The sequence below is a fragment of the Rhizobacter sp. Root1221 genome, from assembly GCF_001425785.1.
Lineage (GTDB): Bacteria > Pseudomonadota > Gammaproteobacteria > Burkholderiales > Burkholderiaceae_C > Rhizobacter.
Genome location: NZ_LMDI01000034.1, coordinates 60,659 through 77,434 on the forward strand (window position 1 = coordinate 60,659; position 16,776 = coordinate 77,434).

The 16,776-nt window shown below is 69.2% G+C and carries 14 protein-coding genes; 7 read left to right on the forward strand and 7 right to left on the reverse strand.

What is annotated here, in order from left to right; genetic code table 11:
* Positions 1-20 precede the first annotated feature (20 nt).
* Positions 21-1,571: a polyamine aminopropyltransferase gene (locus tag ASC87_RS21195; RefSeq protein WP_056666956.1), complete on the forward strand. Its 1,551-nt coding sequence runs from the start codon at positions 21-23 to the stop codon at positions 1,569-1,571.
* A complete protein-coding gene (locus ASC87_RS21200; RefSeq protein WP_082568820.1) occupies positions 1,553-3,229 on the forward strand; it encodes an FAD-dependent oxidoreductase in 1,677 nt (558 codons plus the stop codon). Before ASC87_RS21195 ends, ASC87_RS21200 begins: the two co-directional genes overlap by 19 nt.
* Here ASC87_RS21200 and ASC87_RS21205 read toward each other — a convergent pair.
* A complete protein-coding gene (locus ASC87_RS21205; RefSeq protein ID WP_056666963.1) occupies positions 3,174-4,553 on the reverse strand; it encodes an aminopeptidase P N-terminal domain-containing protein in 1,380 nt (459 codons plus the stop codon). The two genes, ASC87_RS21200 and ASC87_RS21205, sit on opposite strands and share 56 nt — an antisense overlap.
* Positions 4,554-4,609: 56 nt before the next feature.
* Positions 4,610-5,470, reverse strand: a complete 861-nt coding sequence (locus ASC87_RS21210; protein ID WP_157604182.1) for a hypothetical protein — start codon at positions 5,468-5,470, stop codon at positions 4,610-4,612.
* A 185-nt stretch (positions 5,471-5,655) separates the two neighbouring features.
* Between ASC87_RS21210 and dmeF the strand changes: the two genes are divergently transcribed.
* Entirely contained in the window at positions 5,656-6,600 is a 945-nt protein-coding gene (gene dmeF, locus ASC87_RS21215) for a CDF family Co(II)/Ni(II) efflux transporter DmeF (RefSeq protein ID WP_056666968.1), read from the forward strand.
* Here the strand turns inward: dmeF and murU are convergent.
* Positions 6,572-7,291, reverse strand: coding sequence for an N-acetylmuramate alpha-1-phosphate uridylyltransferase MurU (gene murU, locus ASC87_RS21220; RefSeq protein ID WP_255359129.1), 720 nt, complete (start codon positions 7,289-7,291; stop codon positions 6,572-6,574). The genes dmeF and murU overlap by 29 nt on opposite strands.
* 251 nt (positions 7,292-7,542) lie before the next feature.
* On the reverse strand, positions 7,543-7,908 hold the full coding sequence (gene speD, locus ASC87_RS21225; RefSeq protein ID WP_056666974.1) for an adenosylmethionine decarboxylase: 366 nt from the start codon (positions 7,906-7,908) through the stop codon (positions 7,543-7,545).
* A gap of 99 nt (positions 7,909-8,007) precedes the next feature.
* Between speD and tkt the strand changes: the two genes are divergently transcribed.
* Both tkt and gap read left to right on the forward strand, forming a co-directional pair.
* Positions 8,008-10,044, forward strand: a complete 2,037-nt coding sequence (gene tkt / locus ASC87_RS21230; RefSeq protein ID WP_056666978.1) for a transketolase — start codon at positions 8,008-8,010, stop codon at positions 10,042-10,044.
* A 57-nt stretch (positions 10,045-10,101) separates the two neighbouring features.
* Entirely contained in the window at positions 10,102-11,100 is a 999-nt protein-coding gene (gene gap / locus ASC87_RS21235) for a type I glyceraldehyde-3-phosphate dehydrogenase (RefSeq protein WP_056666981.1), read from the forward strand.
* Positions 11,101-11,178: 78 nt separating this feature from the next.
* Here the strand turns inward: gap and ASC87_RS21240 are convergent, their stop codons facing one another.
* The 3 genes from ASC87_RS21240 to ASC87_RS21250 are packed head-to-tail and all read right to left on the reverse strand — an operon-like array spanning position 11,179 to position 13,236.
* Positions 11,179-11,835: a hypothetical protein gene (locus tag ASC87_RS21240; RefSeq protein WP_056666983.1), complete on the reverse strand. Its 657-nt coding sequence runs from the start codon at positions 11,833-11,835 to the stop codon at positions 11,179-11,181.
* A complete protein-coding gene (locus tag ASC87_RS21245; protein WP_056666987.1) occupies positions 11,829-12,731 on the reverse strand; it encodes a biotin--[acetyl-CoA-carboxylase] ligase in 903 nt (300 codons plus the stop codon). The genes ASC87_RS21240 and ASC87_RS21245 overlap by 7 nt, the downstream gene beginning before the upstream one ends.
* A 4-nt stretch (positions 12,732-12,735) precedes the next feature.
* Positions 12,736-13,236, reverse strand: coding sequence for an SET domain-containing protein (locus tag ASC87_RS21250; RefSeq protein ID WP_056666992.1), 501 nt, complete (start codon positions 13,234-13,236; stop codon positions 12,736-12,738).
* A 139-nt stretch (positions 13,237-13,375) separates the two neighbouring features.
* Between ASC87_RS21250 and ASC87_RS21255 the strand changes: the two genes are divergently transcribed.
* Positions 13,376-15,964 (forward strand): DNA topoisomerase III, encoded by a 2,589-nt coding sequence (locus ASC87_RS21255; protein ID WP_056666995.1) that lies wholly within the window; start codon positions 13,376-13,378, stop codon positions 15,962-15,964.
* 48 nt (positions 15,965-16,012) lie between these two features.
* Positions 16,013-16,387, forward strand: a complete 375-nt coding sequence (locus ASC87_RS21260) for a hypothetical protein (protein ID WP_056666997.1) — start codon at positions 16,013-16,015, stop codon at positions 16,385-16,387.
* The last annotated feature ends 389 nt before the right edge of the window (positions 16,388-16,776 follow it).

A 16,776-nucleotide genomic window follows, 5' to 3' on the forward strand; every position in this document is an offset into this window, starting at 1 on the left:
TGACAACACGAATCGTCCCCATGAATCCGTCGGCTGCTGCTGAACCGGCGCGCGTGCGCCCTGCCGAGGTCGCGCTGCTGGTCTCGGTGTTTGTCGTGGCCGCCTGCGGGCTGGTCTACGAGCTGGCGGCCGGGGCGCTCGCGAGCTACCTGCTCGGCGACTCGATCCTGCAGTTCTCCACCGTCATCGGGGCGTACCTGTTCGCGATGGGGATCGGCTCGTACCTGTCGCGCCACTTCGACCGGCAATTGGTGGCGCACTTCCTGCGCATCGAGTTGCTCGTCGGGCTCGTGGGCGGGCTGATGCCGGCGGCGCTGTTCGCGCTGCAGACGGCCGCGGCGTCGTCGTTCCGGGTGGCGCTGTACGGGCTCGTGCTGGTGGTGGGCATCCTCGTGGGGCTCGAGATCCCGCTGGTGATGCGCATCCTGAAGCGCCACTTCCGCGAACGCTACGCGCTGAAGGACCTGGTGTCGCAGGTGCTGACGTTCGACTACCTCGGGGCGCTCGCCGTGTCGGTGGCCTTTCCGCTGGTGCTGGTGCCGTCGCTCGGCCTGGTGCGCACCGGCGCGTTCTTCGGCCTGTTGAACGCCGCGGTGGCGGTGTGGGCGCTGTGGCTGTTCCGCGGCGAGCTGCGCGGCCTGCGCTGGCATGTGCTGTCGTGCCTCGCGGTGATCGCCGCGCTGCTGGCCGCGATGGCGGGTGCCGACCGCATCAGCACCTGGGCCGAGGACCGCTTCTACGCCGACCGCATCGTCTACAGCGAAACGAGCCGCTACCAGCGGGTGGTGGTCACGGCCAGCAAGGCCGGTGTGCGCCTGTTCCTGAACGGCAACCTGCAGTTCCACTCGCGCGACGAGTACCGGTACCACGAGAGCCTCGTGCACCCGGCCATGGCCGCCCACGGGGCGCCGAAGCGGGTGCTGGTGCTGGGCGGTGGCGACGGCATGGTGGTTCGCGAGGTGCTGAAGTACCCGTCGGTCGAGTCGGTCACGCTGGTCGAACTCGACCCGCACATGACCCAGCTGTTCGCCGACCAGCCGATGCTGCGCGCGCTGAACGGCGACGCGTTGCGGTCGCCGAAGGTGCACATCGTGAACCACGACGCGTTCGCGTGGCTCGAGCAGAACCCCGGCACGTTCGACGTGATCGTGGTGGACTTCCCCGACCCCACGAACTTCTCGATCGGCAAGCTGTACACCACGAGCTTCTACACGCTGGTGGACCAGCACCTGTCGGCCAGCGGGTATGCGGTGGTGCAGACCACGTCACCGCTGATCGCCCGCAAGAGCTTCTGGACGGTGGCGCAGACGCTGGAGGCTGCCGGGCTCACCGTCACCCCGTACCACGCCCACGTGCCGAGCTTTGGTGAATGGGGGTTCATCCTCGCGAGCCGGCGGCCGTTCCGAACGCCCCAGGTGTTGCCTGCCGGCTTGCGCTTCCTCACGCTGGACGGGCTGCCTGCGCTGTTCCAGTTCCCGCCCGACATGTCGCGGGTGCCGGCCGACGTGAACCGCCTGTCGAACCAGGTGCTGGTGCAGACGTTCGAGCAGGAATGGGGCAAGGCGCACTGATGGCCGGGCTCACGCGCCGCGCGGTGCTGGCCGCGGCCGCACTGCCTCTCATCGGGTGCGAGCCCTCGCGCGGGCCGCACTGGACCGGTGGCTGGGTGGGCGCGTCCCACACGCGGGGCCACCGCGTGCGCGACCTGGGCAAGAGCGGCCGGCTGCCCGCACCGTCGGTGTCGCGGCAGGCCGGGGTGCTGGTGGTGGGTGGTGGGGTGGCGGGCCTCACCTGCGCACGTGAACTGGCCGCTGCCGGCATCGACGACGTGCAGGTGCTGGAGCTGGAAGACACCGCCGGTGGCAACAGCCGCGGCCACCGCCTGGCCGGGTTCGCGTGCCCGCTCGGCGCGCACTACCTGCCGGTGCCCCCCGACCACGACACCGACCTGTATGCACTGCTCGAATCGTTCGGCTTGTGCCGCCACGAACACGGCCGCTGGGTGTTCGATGAACGGCACCTGTGCCACAGCCCGCAGGAGCGCCTGTTCTACCAGGGCCACTGGCACGAGGGCCTGCTGCCGGTGCCCGATGGCGATACCGCCGCGCTCGACGCCTACCGGCGTTTCAGCGCCGCGGTGGACGAGGCGGGACGCACCGCCGGATTTTCCCTGCCCACCACGCGGTTGCCGTGGACCCCGGCCCATGCCGCACTCGACGCGGTCACGATGGCCGCCTGGCTCGATGCGCAATCGCTGACCCACCCGCTGCTGCGGGCCTACCTCGACTACTGTTGCCGCGACGACTTCGGCGCGGGCCTGGGCCAGGTGTCCGCGTGGGCCGGGTTGCACTACTTCGCGAGCCGGCACGGCTTCCACGCCCCCGGGGCGGATGGCGGCGAACGCGATGCCGTGCTCACGTGGCCGCAAGGCAACGGCTGGTTGACCGAACGCCTGGCCGCCCCGCTGCAGGATCGCCTGCACACCGGGCGCATCGCGCTGCGGGTGGAGGCGGGCCGCGATGCGGTGGTGGTGGACGTGTGGGACGACCACGCCCAGGCCGTGGAACGCTGGACCGCGCGGCACGTGGTGCTGGCCACGCCGCTGTTCGTGGCCACGCGGCTGCTGGCCGCGCCGCCGCCTGCACTGCCGGCCGCCGTGGCGCAGATGCGCCACGCGCCGTGGCTGGTGGCGAACCTGCACGTGGTCGATGCACTCGACGACCCGCCGGGCGCCCCGCCGGCGTGGGACAACGTGATCCACGGCAGCGCGTTGCTCGGGTACGTCGACGCGATGCACCAGTCGACGCGGCCGCACCCGGGCCCCACGGTGCTGACGGCGTACTGGGCACTGGGCGGGAACTCGCCGGCCGAGCTGCAGGCGCAGCGTGCGCGCCTGCTGGCGCCCGACTGGGCGCCCTGGGCCGATGCCGTGGTGGCCGATCTCGCGGTGGCCCACCCCGACCTGCCCGCGAAGGTGCGGCAGGTGGACCTCATGCGCTATGGCCATGCGATGAGCATCCCGGTGCCCGGCGTGCGGGGCAGTGCGGCGCTGGCCTCGCTGGCCCACGCCCACGGCCGTGTCGGCTTCGCGCACAGCGACCTGTCGGGGTACTCGGTGTTCGAGGAGGCCTTCGCCCACGGCCAGCGGGCCGGCCGTGAGGTGGTGGCGGCGTTCAGCCGCGCATCAGCGCCTCGATCTCGGCCACCGATACCGGCACCTCGCGGCTGATCAGGTCGCAGCCGGTGGGGGTGATCACCGCGTCGTCCTCGATGCGGATGCCCATGTGCCAGAAGCGCTCGGGCACGCCCGGCGCAGGCCGCACGTAGAGGCCCGGTTCCAGCGTGACCACCATGCCGGGGCGCAGCAGCCGCGACGGCTGGCGCACCACCGTGCGGCCTTCCTCGTCGGGTTGTTCCAACGGGGGCTCGTCGAGCGCCAGGTACTCGCCCACGTCGTGCACGTCGCGGCCGAGCCAGTGGCCCGTGCCGTGCATGTAGAACTGGCGGTAGGCGCCGGTGGCCATCACGGCCTCCACGTCACCCACCTTCTGGCGGTCGAGCAGGCCGGTGTCGAGCATGCCCTGCGCCAGCACCTTCACCGCGGCATGGTGGGCATCGCGCTGGCGTGCGCCCGGCCGGGTGACGGCCACCGCCGCATCCTGCGCGGCCAGCACGATCTCGTACAGCTCGCGCTGTGCCGGGTCGAAGCGGCCGGTGGCGGGGAAGGTGCGGGTGATGTCGCTCGCGTAGCCGTCGAGTTCGCAGCCGGCATCGATCAGGCACAACTCGCCAGCGCGCAGCGTGGCGTTGCCCGCCGCGTAGTGCAACACACACGCGTTGGCGCCGGCCGCGACGATGGACGGGTACGCCGGGCTTTGCGCGCCGTGGCGCCGGAACTCGTGCAGCAGCTCGGCCTCGATCTCGTACTCGCGCACCGCGGCGGCCGGGTTGGCGCGGAAGCGGCCGGCGCAGTAGCGCATGGCGCGCGCGTGGGCGCCGGCCGAGATGACGGCGGCGCGGCGCATGGTGGCGATCTCGTGCTCGTCCTTGATGAGCCGCATCTCGTCGAGCAGCGGCCCCAGGTCCTGGTGCGCGGCCGGGGTGGAGTCACCGAGCAAGGCCGCGGCAACGGTCCACCGGGCGAGCGCGCCGCTGGTGTGGTCCGCGGCCGCGAACACGCTCCAGACCACGGGCGACTGGGCGATCAGCGCGGGCAGCAGCTCGTCGAGCCGCTCCAACGGGTGGGCCTCGTCCACCCCTAGAACCGCTGGGGCCTGTTCGGGCCCGAGGCGCGGGCCGTCCCAGATGGCCCGTTCGGGACTGTGCGTGCGGCAGAACAGCACGCTGTGGCCATCGCTGCGAAGCACCAGCCAGCTCTGCGGTTCGTCGAAGCCGCTCAGGTGGTGGAAATGGCTGTCGTGGCGGAAGGGGTGGTCGCTGTCACCGTTGCGGCGCCGCTCGGGCGCGGTGGGCAAGATGGCAATGCCACCGCCGGCAAGGTGGAGCCGCTGGGCCAGCTGGCAGCGCCGCTCGCGGTACGGAGGAACTTTCATGGACCGATTGTCATGGTCGTCCTGGGCGCCGGTATCCCCCCCGAAGGGTGTCGGCCCTAGGGTTGGGGGGGGCGCCCGATTTCGGACTGCAACGTGGGCACACCGTCCTTCGACGCGGCGCGGCGCAGTTTTTTCAACTCGCGCAACATGGCCTTGTCGTCGGGGGCGGGGGCTTCCGCTGCGGGCGCAGGGGCGGTTTCGGAGCGGGCCCCGCCGCCGCGCCGCGCGGCCAGTTCTTCCATCAGCTGCTGGCGGGTGCGGATGTGGTTGGCCACGGATTCCACGTCGTCGAGGTCGGCGAAGGCATCGGTCTTGGGGAGCGCGACGATGCGCTTGTCGGCCATGCGCAGGTTCAGCCGGCACACGCGGTTGTGCGTGCCGTGGCGCATTGAAAAGCCGCCCGCGTCGTCTTCGTGGATGGAAATGTCGCGGATGTTGTCGATGGCCACCTGGTGCACCTTCTGGCCGTAGCCGCGCTGGAACCACACCCAGTCGGCGCTGGCGGCCACCCGCTCCCACCGTTGCACGTCGAGCGCGAGGGCAACCACCAGGGCCAGGAAGCCCGCGCCCACGGCCCACCCGGCCCCGAGGGTGATGCCGGTGCCGGCGAGCACCCCGGACAGCACGGCGGCGCCCGCGATCTCGAGGGTGTTGCGTCCCGGCGTGCCGTAGACCGACCGCTCGTAGGTGGCGGCCTCGGGTGCGCCGCTGGCCAGCGGGGAGATGGACGCGAGGATGGCCTTCAGGGCGCGTGCGAGCAACACATGGGCGGTGATGGACAGCACGACACCGGCTGGCAGCCACCAGCGCGAATGGGTAGCGGGCAACAGCGCGACGGCGAGGCCGATGGCCACGAGGGCCGCGGCGATCGTGGCCAGCACGGCGGGGCGGCGCGGCAGGGAAGGAAGGGTGATCACGCTGTGACGGTACCAAGAAGGGCGCAGCCCGGAAAGAGGGTGGTTGCCTGGGATGCCCCGCGCGCGGCCGGGTTGCGCACCCGTGCCGGTTTTGGCCTGCGGAAGTGTGGCTAAGATGACTCAATTCTTAACGAGGTGTAGCCGTCTTCCGACGTCGGCTGCTGCCATTTCCGAAGGAATCCGCCATGTCGACTCACCAGCACGACCTCGGGCCGTGGACCCACACCCACGTGTTCGACCACGGCAACAGCCAGGGCGAACACCGCACCCGCTGGGTGCTCGCGCTGACGATCCTGACGATGGTGGCCGAGGTGGCGGCCGGCTGGTGGACCGGGTCGATGGCGCTGCTCGCCGACGGCTGGCACATGGGCACCCACGCGCTGGCGCTCGGGGTGGCGGTGTTCGCCTACGGGCTGTCGCGCCGGCACGCGCGTGACCCCCGTTATGCGTTCGGCACCTGGAAGATCGAGGTGCTGGGCAGTTTCGCCAGCGCGCTGGCGCTGGGCCTCGTGGCGATCGGCATCGTCGCCGAGTCGACGATGCGGCTGTGGCGGCCCGAACCCATCGCCGCGTTCGACGCGCTCGTGGTGGCCGGCCTGGGGCTCGCGGTGAACCTGGTATCGGCCTGGCTCTTGCGCGGTGCGCACGGCCACCACCCCGGCCATGACCACGCCCCCCACGGCCATGTGCATGGCACCGACCTGAACCTGCGCGCCGCCTACGTGCACGTGCTGGCCGACGCGGTGACCTCGCTGTTCGCGATCGCCGCGCTGCTGGGCGCGGTGTGGTTCGGCTGGACGTGGCTCGACCCCGTCGTCGGCATGGCCGGTGCGGTGGTGATCGGCGTGTGGGCCGTGGGCTTGCTGCGGCAGTCGGCCGTGGTGCTGCTTGACCGCGAGATGGACCACCCGGTGGCCGCCGAGATCCGCGAGGCGATCGAGGCCGACGGTGACGCGCGGGTGACCGACTTGCACGTGTGGCGTGTGGGCCGCGCGCAGTTCGCGGCCATCGTGAGCCTGGTGGCGGATGCCCCGCTGGCCCCGGCCGACTACCGGGCCCGCCTGGCGGTGCACGACGAACTCGTGCACGTGTCCGTCGAGGTCAACCGCTGCCGTCACGCGGCGCATTGAGCGCGGCGAGTTGTTCGGGGGTGCCCACGTTTTCCCAGGTGCCGCCGTACACCTCGGCGGTGATGCGGTGCTGGCGCATGCCGTCGAACAGCAGCGGGCCGAGTGCCGCGCGGGTGCCCGGCACGAGGTGCGCGCACAACGACGCCCGCACGAGCGCGAGGTTCGAGTAGGTCCAGCGGCGGCCATCGGGCCCCGGCCCGTCGGCCAGGCCGAAGCCGTCGGCACCGAGGCCGAAGTCACCCTTCTCATGGAAGGGCGGGTTGGGCACGAGCCACACGTGGGCGAGCCGGCCGCCGGCGGCAAATGCCGCGCCGGTGGGAGCATCGAACCGGAACCCGGGGCAGAAGATGTCGCCCGAGACCACCCAGAACGCGCTGTCCGGCCCGTCGGCAAGCCAAGGCAGCGCCTTCGCGATGCCACCGGCCGTTTCCAGCGCGTCGCCGTGGTCGCGGCCCTCCATCGAGTAGCGGATGGAAAGCCCGAACCGCGACCCGTCGCCGAGCGCGGCGGGAATCTGGTCTTCGAGCCACGCGGTGTTGACCACCACCTCGCGCACGCCGTCGCGCGCGAGTGCCTCCAGGTGCCATTCGATCAGCGGCTTGCCGTGCACCTTCAGCAGCGGCTTCGGGGTGTGGTCGGTCAACGGCCGCATGCGGTTTCCCCGCCCCGCCGCCAGGACAATCGCCCGCAACTGTTGGCCCCCACGTCGCTCTCGCTCCTGCCCCCCAAGGGGGAGCCCACGGTCGCCCGGGAGACCCGGGTTCGGCAACTGTTGGCCCCCACGTCGCTCTCGCTCCTGCCCCCCAGGGGGGAGCCCACGGTCGCCCGGGAGACCCGGGCTCGGCAACTGTTGGCCCCCACGTCGCTCTCGCTCCTGCCCCCCAAGGGGGAGCCCACGGTCGCCCGGGAGACCCGGGCTCGGTGGTGGCTTGATCGCCTGGGTCATGGGGCGGTTCCTCGATGCAATGTGTGGCGCTCGACTCGACCTGGGTGCAAATGGGCTTGCAGGTGGTTCATCAGCGTGTGGGCGCGGGCGGTGTTGTCGGCGCCGAAGTTGCAGACGTAGACATCGAGCGTGACGGCGTTCATCTCGGGCCACGTGTGCACCGCCACGTGCGACTCGGCGAGCAGCACCACCCCGGTGCCGCCCCCCGCGCCGGGAAAGCGGTGGAACAGCTCGCCCACCGGGGTGAGACCGGCCTCGCGCACGGCGTCGAGGCACAGCGCGCGCAGCGCATCGACGTTGGTCAGCGCCGCGGTGGAGGGGGCGCAATCGCGGAGGTCGGCGGTCAGGTGCAATCCGTTCATGTCGACGCGATTATCGGCCCACGCAAACCCTGAAACGGGCGGGTCCCCCGAGGCCGGTAAAATGCCGGGTTTTCCCCCACCGACCCCTGCAGGACCCGCATGGCCACCACCGCTTCCGTTCAAGACCCTTCCTTGATGGCCAATGCCATCCGCGCCCTGGCGATGGATGCCGTCCAGCAGGCCAACAGCGGCCACCCCGGCGCCCCCATGGGCATGGCCGACATCGCCGTCGCCCTCTGGGGCCGTCACCTGCGCCACAACCCGGCCAACCCGCACTGGGCCGACCGCGACCGCTTCGTGCTGTCGAACGGCCACGGCTCCATGCTGGTCTACGCGCTGCTGCACCTCACCGGCTATGACCTGCCGATGAGCGAGCTCCGCAACTTCCGCCAGCTGCACAGCAAGACCGCCGGCCACCCCGAAGTGGGCATCACCCCCGGCATCGAAACCACCACCGGCCCGCTGGGCCAGGGTGTCACCAACGCCGTCGGTTTCGCGCTGGCCGAGAAGCTGCTCGCGAACGAATTCAACCGCGATGGCCACACCATCGTGAACCACCACACGTACGTCTTCCTCGGTGACGGTTGCCTGATGGAAGGCATCAGCCACGAGGCCGCCGCGCTGGCCGGCGCCTGGAAGCTGAACAAGCTGATCGCGCTGTACGACGACAACGGCATCTCGATCGACGGCCAGGTCACCCCCTGGTTCATCGACAACACCGCCAAGCGTTTCGAGGCCTACGGCTGGAACGTGATCGACCAGGTCGACGGCCACGACGTCGACGCAGTAGACCGCGCCATTGCGCAAGCCAGGACGTCGGCTGTGAAGCCCACGCTGATCGTCTGCAAGACGGCCATCGGCAAGGGTTCGCCGAACCGCCAGGGCACCGCCAAGGCCCACGGCGAGGCACTCGGCCACGAGGAAATCAAGCTGACGCGTGAAGCGCTGGGCTGGGGCCACGAGCCCTTCGTGATCCCCGAAGCGGCCTACGAGCAGTGGGACGGCCGCCTGTCGGGCCTGCAGGCCGAGACCCAGTGGGTCGATGCCTTCGAAGCCTACGCCAAGGCCCACCCGCAACTCGCCGTCGAGTTCGTGCGCCGGGTCGAGGGCGAACTGCCGAAGAACTTCGCGCAAGTGGCCGTGGACGCCGCCGTGGCCGCCCACGCGAAAGCCGAGACCGTGGCCAGCCGCAAGGCCAGCCAGCTCGCGCTCGAATCTTTCACCGCCGCGATGCCCGAACTGCTGGGCGGCAGCGCCGACCTGACGGGTTCGAACCTCACCAACACCAGCAGCACGCCCGCGCTGCGTTTCGATGCCGACGGCAAGCCCAACGGCGGCCGCCACATCAACTACGGCGTGCGCGAGTTCGGCATGGCCGCGATCATGAACGGCGTGGCGCTGCACGGCGGCTACATCCCCTACGGCGGCACGTTCCTGACCTTCAGCGACTACAGCCGCAACGCCATCCGCATGGCCGCGCTGATGAAGCAGCGCGTGATCCACGTGTTCACGCACGACAGCATCGGCCTCGGCGAAGACGGCCCCACGCACCAGTCCATCGAACACGCTGCCTCGTTGCGCCTGATCCCGAACCTCGACGTGTGGCGTCCGGGTGACACGGCCGAGACGGTCGTGGCCTGGGCCACCGCGCTGCAGACCAAGGACCGTCCGTCCGCACTGCTGTTGTCGCGCCAGAACCTGCCCTACGCGCCGAAGTCGGGCCTCGAGGACATCTCGAAGGGTGCCTACGTGCTCGCCGAGCCGAGCGAGGTGGGCCTGAAGAAGAAGGCCCAGGTCGTGATCATCGCCACCGGTTCCGAAGTTGGCCTCGCGCTGCACGCTCAGCAGTTGCTGGCCGTCAAGGGCATCGCCGCCCGAGTCGTCAGCATGCCCAGCACCTCGGTGTTCGACCGCCAGAGCGTTGCGTACAAGTCCAGCGTGCTGCCGAAGGGCCTGCCGCGCGTGGCCGTCGAGATGGGTTCCACCGACGGCTGGTGGAAGTACGGTGTGTCGGCCGTCGTTGGCATCGACACGTTCGGCGAATCGGCACCTGCCGGCGTGCTGTTCAAGCACTTCGGGTTCACTGCAGAGAACGTCGTGGACACCGTCCGCGTCGTGCTGGGCAAGACGCGCTGAGCCTTACCAGGCTCGGCGGGCTTCAACGTTTTTTTTATCCTCGTACTGGAGAAAGACATGACGATCAAGATCGGTATCAACGGTTTCGGCCGCATCGGCCGCATGGTGTTCCGCGCCGCCGTGAAGAACTTCAAGGATGTCGAGATCGTGGCGATCAACGACCTGCTCGAGCCCGACTACCTTGCGTACATGCTCCAGTACGACTCGGTGCACGGCCGCTTCGACGGTGAAGTCTCCGTCGATGGCAACACGCTGGTCGTCAACGGCAAGAAGATCCGCCTCACCGCGGTGAAGGATCCGGCCGAGCTGAAGTGGGGTGAAGTGGGCGCCGACGTGGTCGTCGAATCCACCGGCCTGTTCCTCACGAAGGAAACCGCCGAGAAGCACCTTGCCGCTGGCGCCAAGAAGGTCATCCTGTCAGCCCCGAGCAAGGACGACACCCCGATGTTCGTGTACGGCGTGAACCATGAGACGTACGCCGGCCAGGCCATCATCTCGAACGCCTCGTGCACCACGAACTGCCTGGCGCCGCTTGCCAAGGTGCTGAACGACAAGTGGGGCATCAAGCGTGGCCTGATGACCACCGTGCACGCCACCACCGCCACGCAAAAGACCGTGGACGGCCCGTCGAACAAGGACTGGCGCGGCGGCCGCGGCATCCTCGAGAACATCATCCCGTCCAGCACGGGCGCGGCCAAGGCCGTCGGTGTCGTGATCCCCGAGCTGAACAAGAAGCTCACCGGCATGTCGTTCCGCGTGCCCACGTCGGACGTGTCCGTGGTCGACCTGACCGTCGAACTCGTCAAGGAAGCCTCGTACAAGGACATCTGCGCCGAGTTCAAGGCCCAGTCCGAAGGCGCGCTGAAGGGTGTGCTGGGTTACACCGAAGACAAGGTGGTGGCCACCGACTTCCGTGGTGACCCGCGCACGTCGATCTTCGATGCCGAAGCCGGCATCGCCCTCGACAGCACGTTCGTGAAGCTCGTGTCGTGGTACGACAACGAATGGGGCTACTCGAACAAGGTGCTCGAAATGGCCCGCGTCGTCGCCAAGTAAATGTTTGTCACCCCGGCGTAAGCCGGGGCCCACTGGGGCCATGGGTCCCGGCTTACGCCGGGATGACTGGATGTGGCGTCAGCGCGTGCAGGCCGCGAAGCTCTTGCCCGCCAGCCCGGGGGTTTGCAGCGCTGCCAGCTGGGCTTGCTGCACCGGGGTCACGTCGGCCACCTGCAGCGTGTGGGCCACCTGCGCCGCGGCGTACTGGGCCACGCGGGCGGTGCGCGCGCCCTTGGCGGTGAGGTCGGCCACGGCGCGTTCGGCCGCGTTGCGGTTGTCGAAGCGGCCGAGCGACAGGCCATCGCCCAGTTCGGGCACCTGGCGGATGTCCTCGAACGCGATCTTCATGCGCTTGAGTTCGTCCGCCTTCTTCACGCGCGCGTCGCGGTCGGCGAACGGGCCCATGAACACGATCCAGACCGCCGGGGTCTCGCGCTTCACGTTGTCGAGGCGGTTCTGCGGCAGCGCGGCCAGCACCGCGGCTTCGGCCGGCGCGAGCTGCGCCGGGGAGAAGGGGCCCACTTCCATGCACACGCCGTCAGGGGCCGCGGCCGCAACCCGCGTGCTCGGGGTGGTCACCACCCGCACCCGCTGCGGTTCCACCTGCAGCGCCAGGCGCCCGGGTTCACGGTCGCCCTGGGCGCGCACGCCCACGAACTGGTCGAGCCAGCCGTGGCTCCAGCTGTAGAACGCCACGTTGGCAAGCAGCAGCAGCCCCACCAGCAGCCTCAGCATGGCGTTTCCTCCGCCGGGCCCTGGAGCCGCACGCTGACCTCGCCGCTGCTGACGCTGCGCACGGTGCCGTCGGGCACCCGCACGCGCAGTGCGCCGTCGGGGCCCACGCCATCGGCCACCCCGTGGGGCAAGTCGGCGAGGGTGGTGGTGACGGCCTGGCCGCGCAGCAGGTCGCGGGCGGCAAAGCGGTCGGCAAACGGGGCGAAGCCGTCGCGCTGGAAGTCGAGCAGGGCCTGCACCAGGGGGCGCGCCACGACACCGAGCGCGGCCGGGGCCGACAGGCCGGCCTCGATTTCCTGCAGGCAGCCGTAGCCGTGGGTCAGGCCGGACGGGGCGCCCGCCGGCTGTGGCAACACGTTGAGGCCCACGCCCACGACGGCCAGGCGCTGGTCGCCCACGGCGACCGATTCGATCAGGATGCCCCCGAGCTTGCGGCCCGCGCCCGTGCCGTCGAGGAGCCACAGGTCGTTGGGCCACTTGAGCCCGATGCGCGGAGCGGTGCGGCCTGCGTCGAGTGCGTCGGCGAGCGCCACGCCCACGGCGAGCGACAGGCCCGACCAGTCGGCCGCGGCGAGCGGCAGCGACAGTGAAAACGTCAGCGAGGCCCCGCGGTCGGACGCCCAGGAACGGCCCAGGCGGCCGCGGCCGCCGGTCTGGTGTTCGGCCACCAGCAGGCACGGCAGCACGTCGGCCGCGCGGTGCCCGAAGGCCGCGCTTTCGCGGCTGCGGCGCACCAGCGCCAGGTCGGTGCCACCTTCGTCAGCGGCGGGCGCCCGCGCCCGATCGAGCAGCGTCGTGTTGGTGGAAACGGCCTCCGCGACCACCTCGATGCTCAGCCCGGGCAACAGGGGTTCGAGGTCTTCCCAGAGGGACTCGGCGTTCCACAGCAGTGTCATGGGATCAGCGCTTCGGGGCGAGCATGGTGCCACGGCAGCCCGTGGTGCCGCAGCGGCACTCGAATTCCTTCTTCAGCTTTTTCGTGTAACGCTGGTCGATCACGAGGCCGTAGTCGTAGAACAGTTCCTCGCCCGGCAGCACCGGGCGCAGCGCCTTGATGAACACCCGGCCCTCGACTTCGTCGGCCTCGCAATTGGGCTCGCAGGCGTGGTTGATCCAGCGCGCGGCATTGCCGTCGACGTTGCCGTCGATCACATGTTCCTCGTCGACGTGGAAATAAAAGGTATGGTTCGGCTGGCTCGGGTCGTGCGGGTGGCGCCGCAACGCCTCGGGCCAGGTGATGACCTCGCCCTTGTATTCGATGACCACGTCGCCGGGAGGAATCTCGGCGACGGCAAAGACCCCCTTGCCATGGACCCCCGAGCGGCGGACCTGGATTCGCCGGCCATTGGTGGGGGCGGAGGGGCGGGATTTGGGGGGCTTCGCGGCGCGGGCTTGCGTCATCATCGTCTTTGGGTACATTGAAATCGTAGGTGCGCGTGGGTGTGTGCGCGTACCTGCGGGCGCGTGCGTATATACACGCGCTGAAGCCGGATTGTAGAGAAGCACTCGCGACAGCGACGTTTGGACAGCAGAAAGAGCCATGAGCAAGACCCTCATCATTGCCGAGAAGCCCTCCGTGGCGCAGGACATCGTGCGCGCGTTGACCCCCGTTGCCGGCAAGTTCGAGAAGCACGACGAGTACTTCGAAGGCGAGCACCATCTCGTCACGTCGGCCGTCGGCCACCTGCTCGAGATCAAGGCGCCGGAAGAATACGACGTCAAGCGGGGCAAATGGAGCTTCGCCAACCTGCCGGTGATTCCGCCGCATTTCGAGCTCAACCCCATCGACAAGAGCAAGGGGCGGCTGAACGCCATCGTCAAGCTCGTCAAGCGCAAGGACGTCAGCGAAATCATCAACGCCTGTGACGCGGGCCGCGAAGGGGAACTGATCTTCCGCCTGATCCAGCAGCACAGCAAGAGCAAGCACCCGGTCAAGCGCCTGTGGTTGCAGAGCATGACGCCGGCGGCCATCCGCGAAGGGTTCGAGAACCTGCGCACCGACCAGCAGATGCTGCCGCTCGCCGATGCCGCCCGCTGCCGCTCCGAGGCCGACTGGCTCGTGGGCATCAACGGCACCCGCGCCATGACGGCGTTCAACTCGCGCGACGGCGGCTTTTTCCTGACCACCGTGGGCCGTGTGCAGACGCCCACGTTGTCCATCGTGGTCGAGCGGGAAGAAAAGATCCGCCGCCACGTGTCGCGTGACTACTGGGAAATCAAGGCCACGTTCGCCGCCCAGGCCGGCGAGTACGACGGCAAGTGGTTCGACCCCAAGTGGAAGAAGAACCCCGACGATCCCGAGCTGCGCGCTGACCGGCTGTGGAACGAAGCCGATGCCAAGGCCATCGCCGACGCGGCCCGCGGCCAGCCGGCCTCGGTCACCGAGGAATCGAAACCCAGCACGCAAAGCGCTCCGCAGCTGTACGACCTGACGAGCCTGCAGCGCGAGGCCAACTCGCGCTTCGGCTTCTCGGCCAAGACCACGCTGTCGCTTGCCCAGGCGCTGTACGAGAAGCACAAGGTGCTGACGTACCCCCGGACCGACAGCAAGGCCCTGCCGGAAGACTACGTGCCGGTGGTGAAGCAGACCATGGAGATGCTCGCCACCGAAGACCTGCCGGGCCCGCTGCAGGCGCTGTCTGCGCACGCGCGCAAGGCGGTCAAGGAGGGCTACGTGAAGCCCAACAAGCGCATCTTCGACAACGCGAAGGTGTCGGACCACTTTGCCATCATTCCCACGCTGCAGGCCCCGAAGAGCCTCACCGAGATCGAGGCCAAGCTGTACGACATGGTCGTCAAGCGCTTCCTGGCGGTGTTCTACCCGTCGGCCGAGTTCCTGGTCACCACGCGCATCAGCACGGTGGCCGTCGCGGGCAAGCAGCACAACTTCCAGACCAACGGCAAGGTGATGGTCAAGCCGGGCTGGCTCGCGGTGTACGGCCGCGAGGTGCAGGAAGACGATGCCAACCTGGTGGCGGTGGCGGACGGCGAGATGGTGCGTGCCGAAAGCGTGGACCTCAACGCCCAGAAGACCAAGCCGCCCGCGCGCTACTCGGAAGCCACGCTGCTGAGCGCCATGGAAGGGGCCGGCAAGCTCATCGACGACGACGAACTGCGCGAGGCCATGCAGGAGAAGGGCCTCGGCACGCCAGCCACGCGTGCGGCCATCATCGAAGGGCTGATCCTCGAGAAGTACATGATCCGCGACGGCCGCGAACTGGTGCCCACCGCGAAGGCCTTCCAGCTGACCACGCTGCTGCGCGGCCTCGGTGTGGAAGACCTCACCAAGCCCGAGCTCACCGGCAACTGGGAGCACCAGCTGTCGGAGATGGAGAAGGGGCGCCTGAGCCGCGAGCGGTTCATGGCCGAGATCGCGGCCATGACCGAGCGCATCGTGGCGAAGGCCAAGGAATACGACCGCGACACCATCCCGGGGGACTACGCCACGCTGAAGACCCCGTGCCCCAACTGCGGCGGCGTGGTCAAGGAAAACTACCGCCGCTTCACCTGCACCGGCACCGATGGCGCGGGCGAAGGCTGCGGTTTCTCGATCGGCAAGATCCCGGGCGGGCGCAGCTTCGAGCTGGCCGAGGTGGAGCAGTTCCTCGCGAACAAGCGCATCGGTCCGCTGGAGGGGTTCCGCTCCAAGGCCGGGTGGCCGTTCACGGCCGAACTGAAGCTCACGTTCGACGACGAGATCAAGAACTGGAAGCTCGAGTTCGACTTCGGCGAAGACGCGAAGAAGGACGGCGAGTCGGGCGAGCCGGTCGACTTCTCCGACCAGGAGTCGCTCGGGCCCTGCCCCAAGTGCCAGGGCCGTGTGTTCGAACACGGGGCCAACTACGTGTGCGAGCACAGCGTGGGTGCGCACGTCACTTGCGACTTCAAGACCGGCAAGATCATCCTGCAGCAGCCGGTCATCCGCGAGCAGATGACCAAGCTGCTCGACACCGGCAAGACCGAGCTGCTCGAGAACTTCGTGTCGAACAAGACGCGCCGCAAGTTCAAGGCGTTCCTCGCGTTCGACAAGAAGGAGGGCAAGGTGAGCTTCGAGTTCCAGCCGCGTGCCGCGAAAGCGCCGCCGGCCAAGAAGACCGCGGCCAAGACGGCTGCGAAGAAAGCGGCCTGAGGGAGGCCGACTCATTCCAACGTTGTTGCTGATCGAAAGAAGAAGACCATGAAACTGCTGATGACGTGCGTGGCACCGCTGCTGCTGGTGCTGGGGGGGTGTGTGAGCGTGCAGATGCCGGCGGCCATTGCCGAGGCCCAGAAGGCTGCGGAGGCCGCCAAGGAATCGAAGGAAGCCAAGGACCTGATCCAGGCCGCGCGCAGCGCCGCCCCCGGCGGCAAGGACAAGCCCGTCATCGCCCACTCGTACATCGGCAAGGACAACCAGACCCTCGCCGACATCAAGCAGTCGTGCGTGATCGAGGCTACGCAGAAGTTCGCCCAGATCGTCGGCACCGACGTGCGGTCGGTGGTGATCGAGAACGAGGTGGTGACGGCCAAGGGCAAGGTCGTGGCGAACTGCAAGCTCGTGCTCCAGGAATAGGTGGGCCCCCCACGTCGCTTCGCTCCTGCCCCCCCGAGGGGGGCGCCCGCGGTCGCCCGGGGGACCCGGGCTCGGCGGTAGCTTGATCTGCGGCGTCGCTTCGCTCGCCTTCCTGGCGTTCTCGCTTCGGGGCTTTGCTCGCTTGCCTCTTGACTCGCTTTTGTCGTTGCGCTGGCTTTCCTTCGCGCGGATGCATTGACCTTCGGGTCTCGTCCGATCCCGCCTCCGGCCTCGGCTTAGGCTTGCGGCCAACGCAAAGTAGGCGCGGGTGCCCGCGTCCCGCCAATGGATCGCATCAATCGCCTGTCAAGTGTCCGCCAACGCGATGGGGCGGGTGACGAACGGGGTGGGCCGCGCCGTGTGAGGGCCCGTACCGAATTGCGGCCGAC

Excerpts from the sequence above, each read along its gene's own strand:
- ASC87_RS21195 (WP_056666956.1), top strand. The coding sequence starts at position 21 with ATGAATCCGTCGGCTGCTGCTGAACCGGCGCGCGTGCGCCCTGCCGAG.
- ASC87_RS21200 (WP_082568820.1), top strand. The coding sequence starts at position 1,553 with ATGGGGCAAGGCGCACTGATGGCCGGGCTCACGCGCCGCGCGGTGCTG.
- ASC87_RS21205 (WP_056666963.1), bottom strand. The coding sequence starts at position 4,553 with ATGAAAGTTCCTCCGTACCGCGAGCGGCGCTGCCAGCTGGCCCAGCGG.
- dmeF (WP_056666968.1), top strand. The coding sequence starts at position 5,656 with ATGTCGACTCACCAGCACGACCTCGGGCCGTGGACCCACACCCACGTG.
- speD (WP_056666974.1), bottom strand. The coding sequence starts at position 7,908 with ATGAACGGATTGCACCTGACCGCCGACCTCCGCGATTGCGCCCCCTCC.
- tkt (WP_056666978.1), top strand. The coding sequence starts at position 8,008 with ATGGCCACCACCGCTTCCGTTCAAGACCCTTCCTTGATGGCCAATGCC.
- gap (WP_056666981.1), top strand. The coding sequence starts at position 10,102 with ATGACGATCAAGATCGGTATCAACGGTTTCGGCCGCATCGGCCGCATG.
- ASC87_RS21240 (WP_056666983.1), bottom strand. The coding sequence starts at position 11,835 with ATGCTGAGGCTGCTGGTGGGGCTGCTGCTGCTTGCCAACGTGGCGTTC.
- ASC87_RS21245 (WP_056666987.1), bottom strand. The coding sequence starts at position 12,731 with ATGACACTGCTGTGGAACGCCGAGTCCCTCTGGGAAGACCTCGAACCC.
- ASC87_RS21250 (WP_056666992.1), bottom strand. The coding sequence starts at position 13,236 with ATGACGCAAGCCCGCGCCGCGAAGCCCCCCAAATCCCGCCCCTCCGCC.
- ASC87_RS21255 (WP_056666995.1), top strand. The coding sequence starts at position 13,376 with ATGAGCAAGACCCTCATCATTGCCGAGAAGCCCTCCGTGGCGCAGGAC.
- ASC87_RS21260 (WP_056666997.1), top strand. The coding sequence starts at position 16,013 with ATGAAACTGCTGATGACGTGCGTGGCACCGCTGCTGCTGGTGCTGGGG.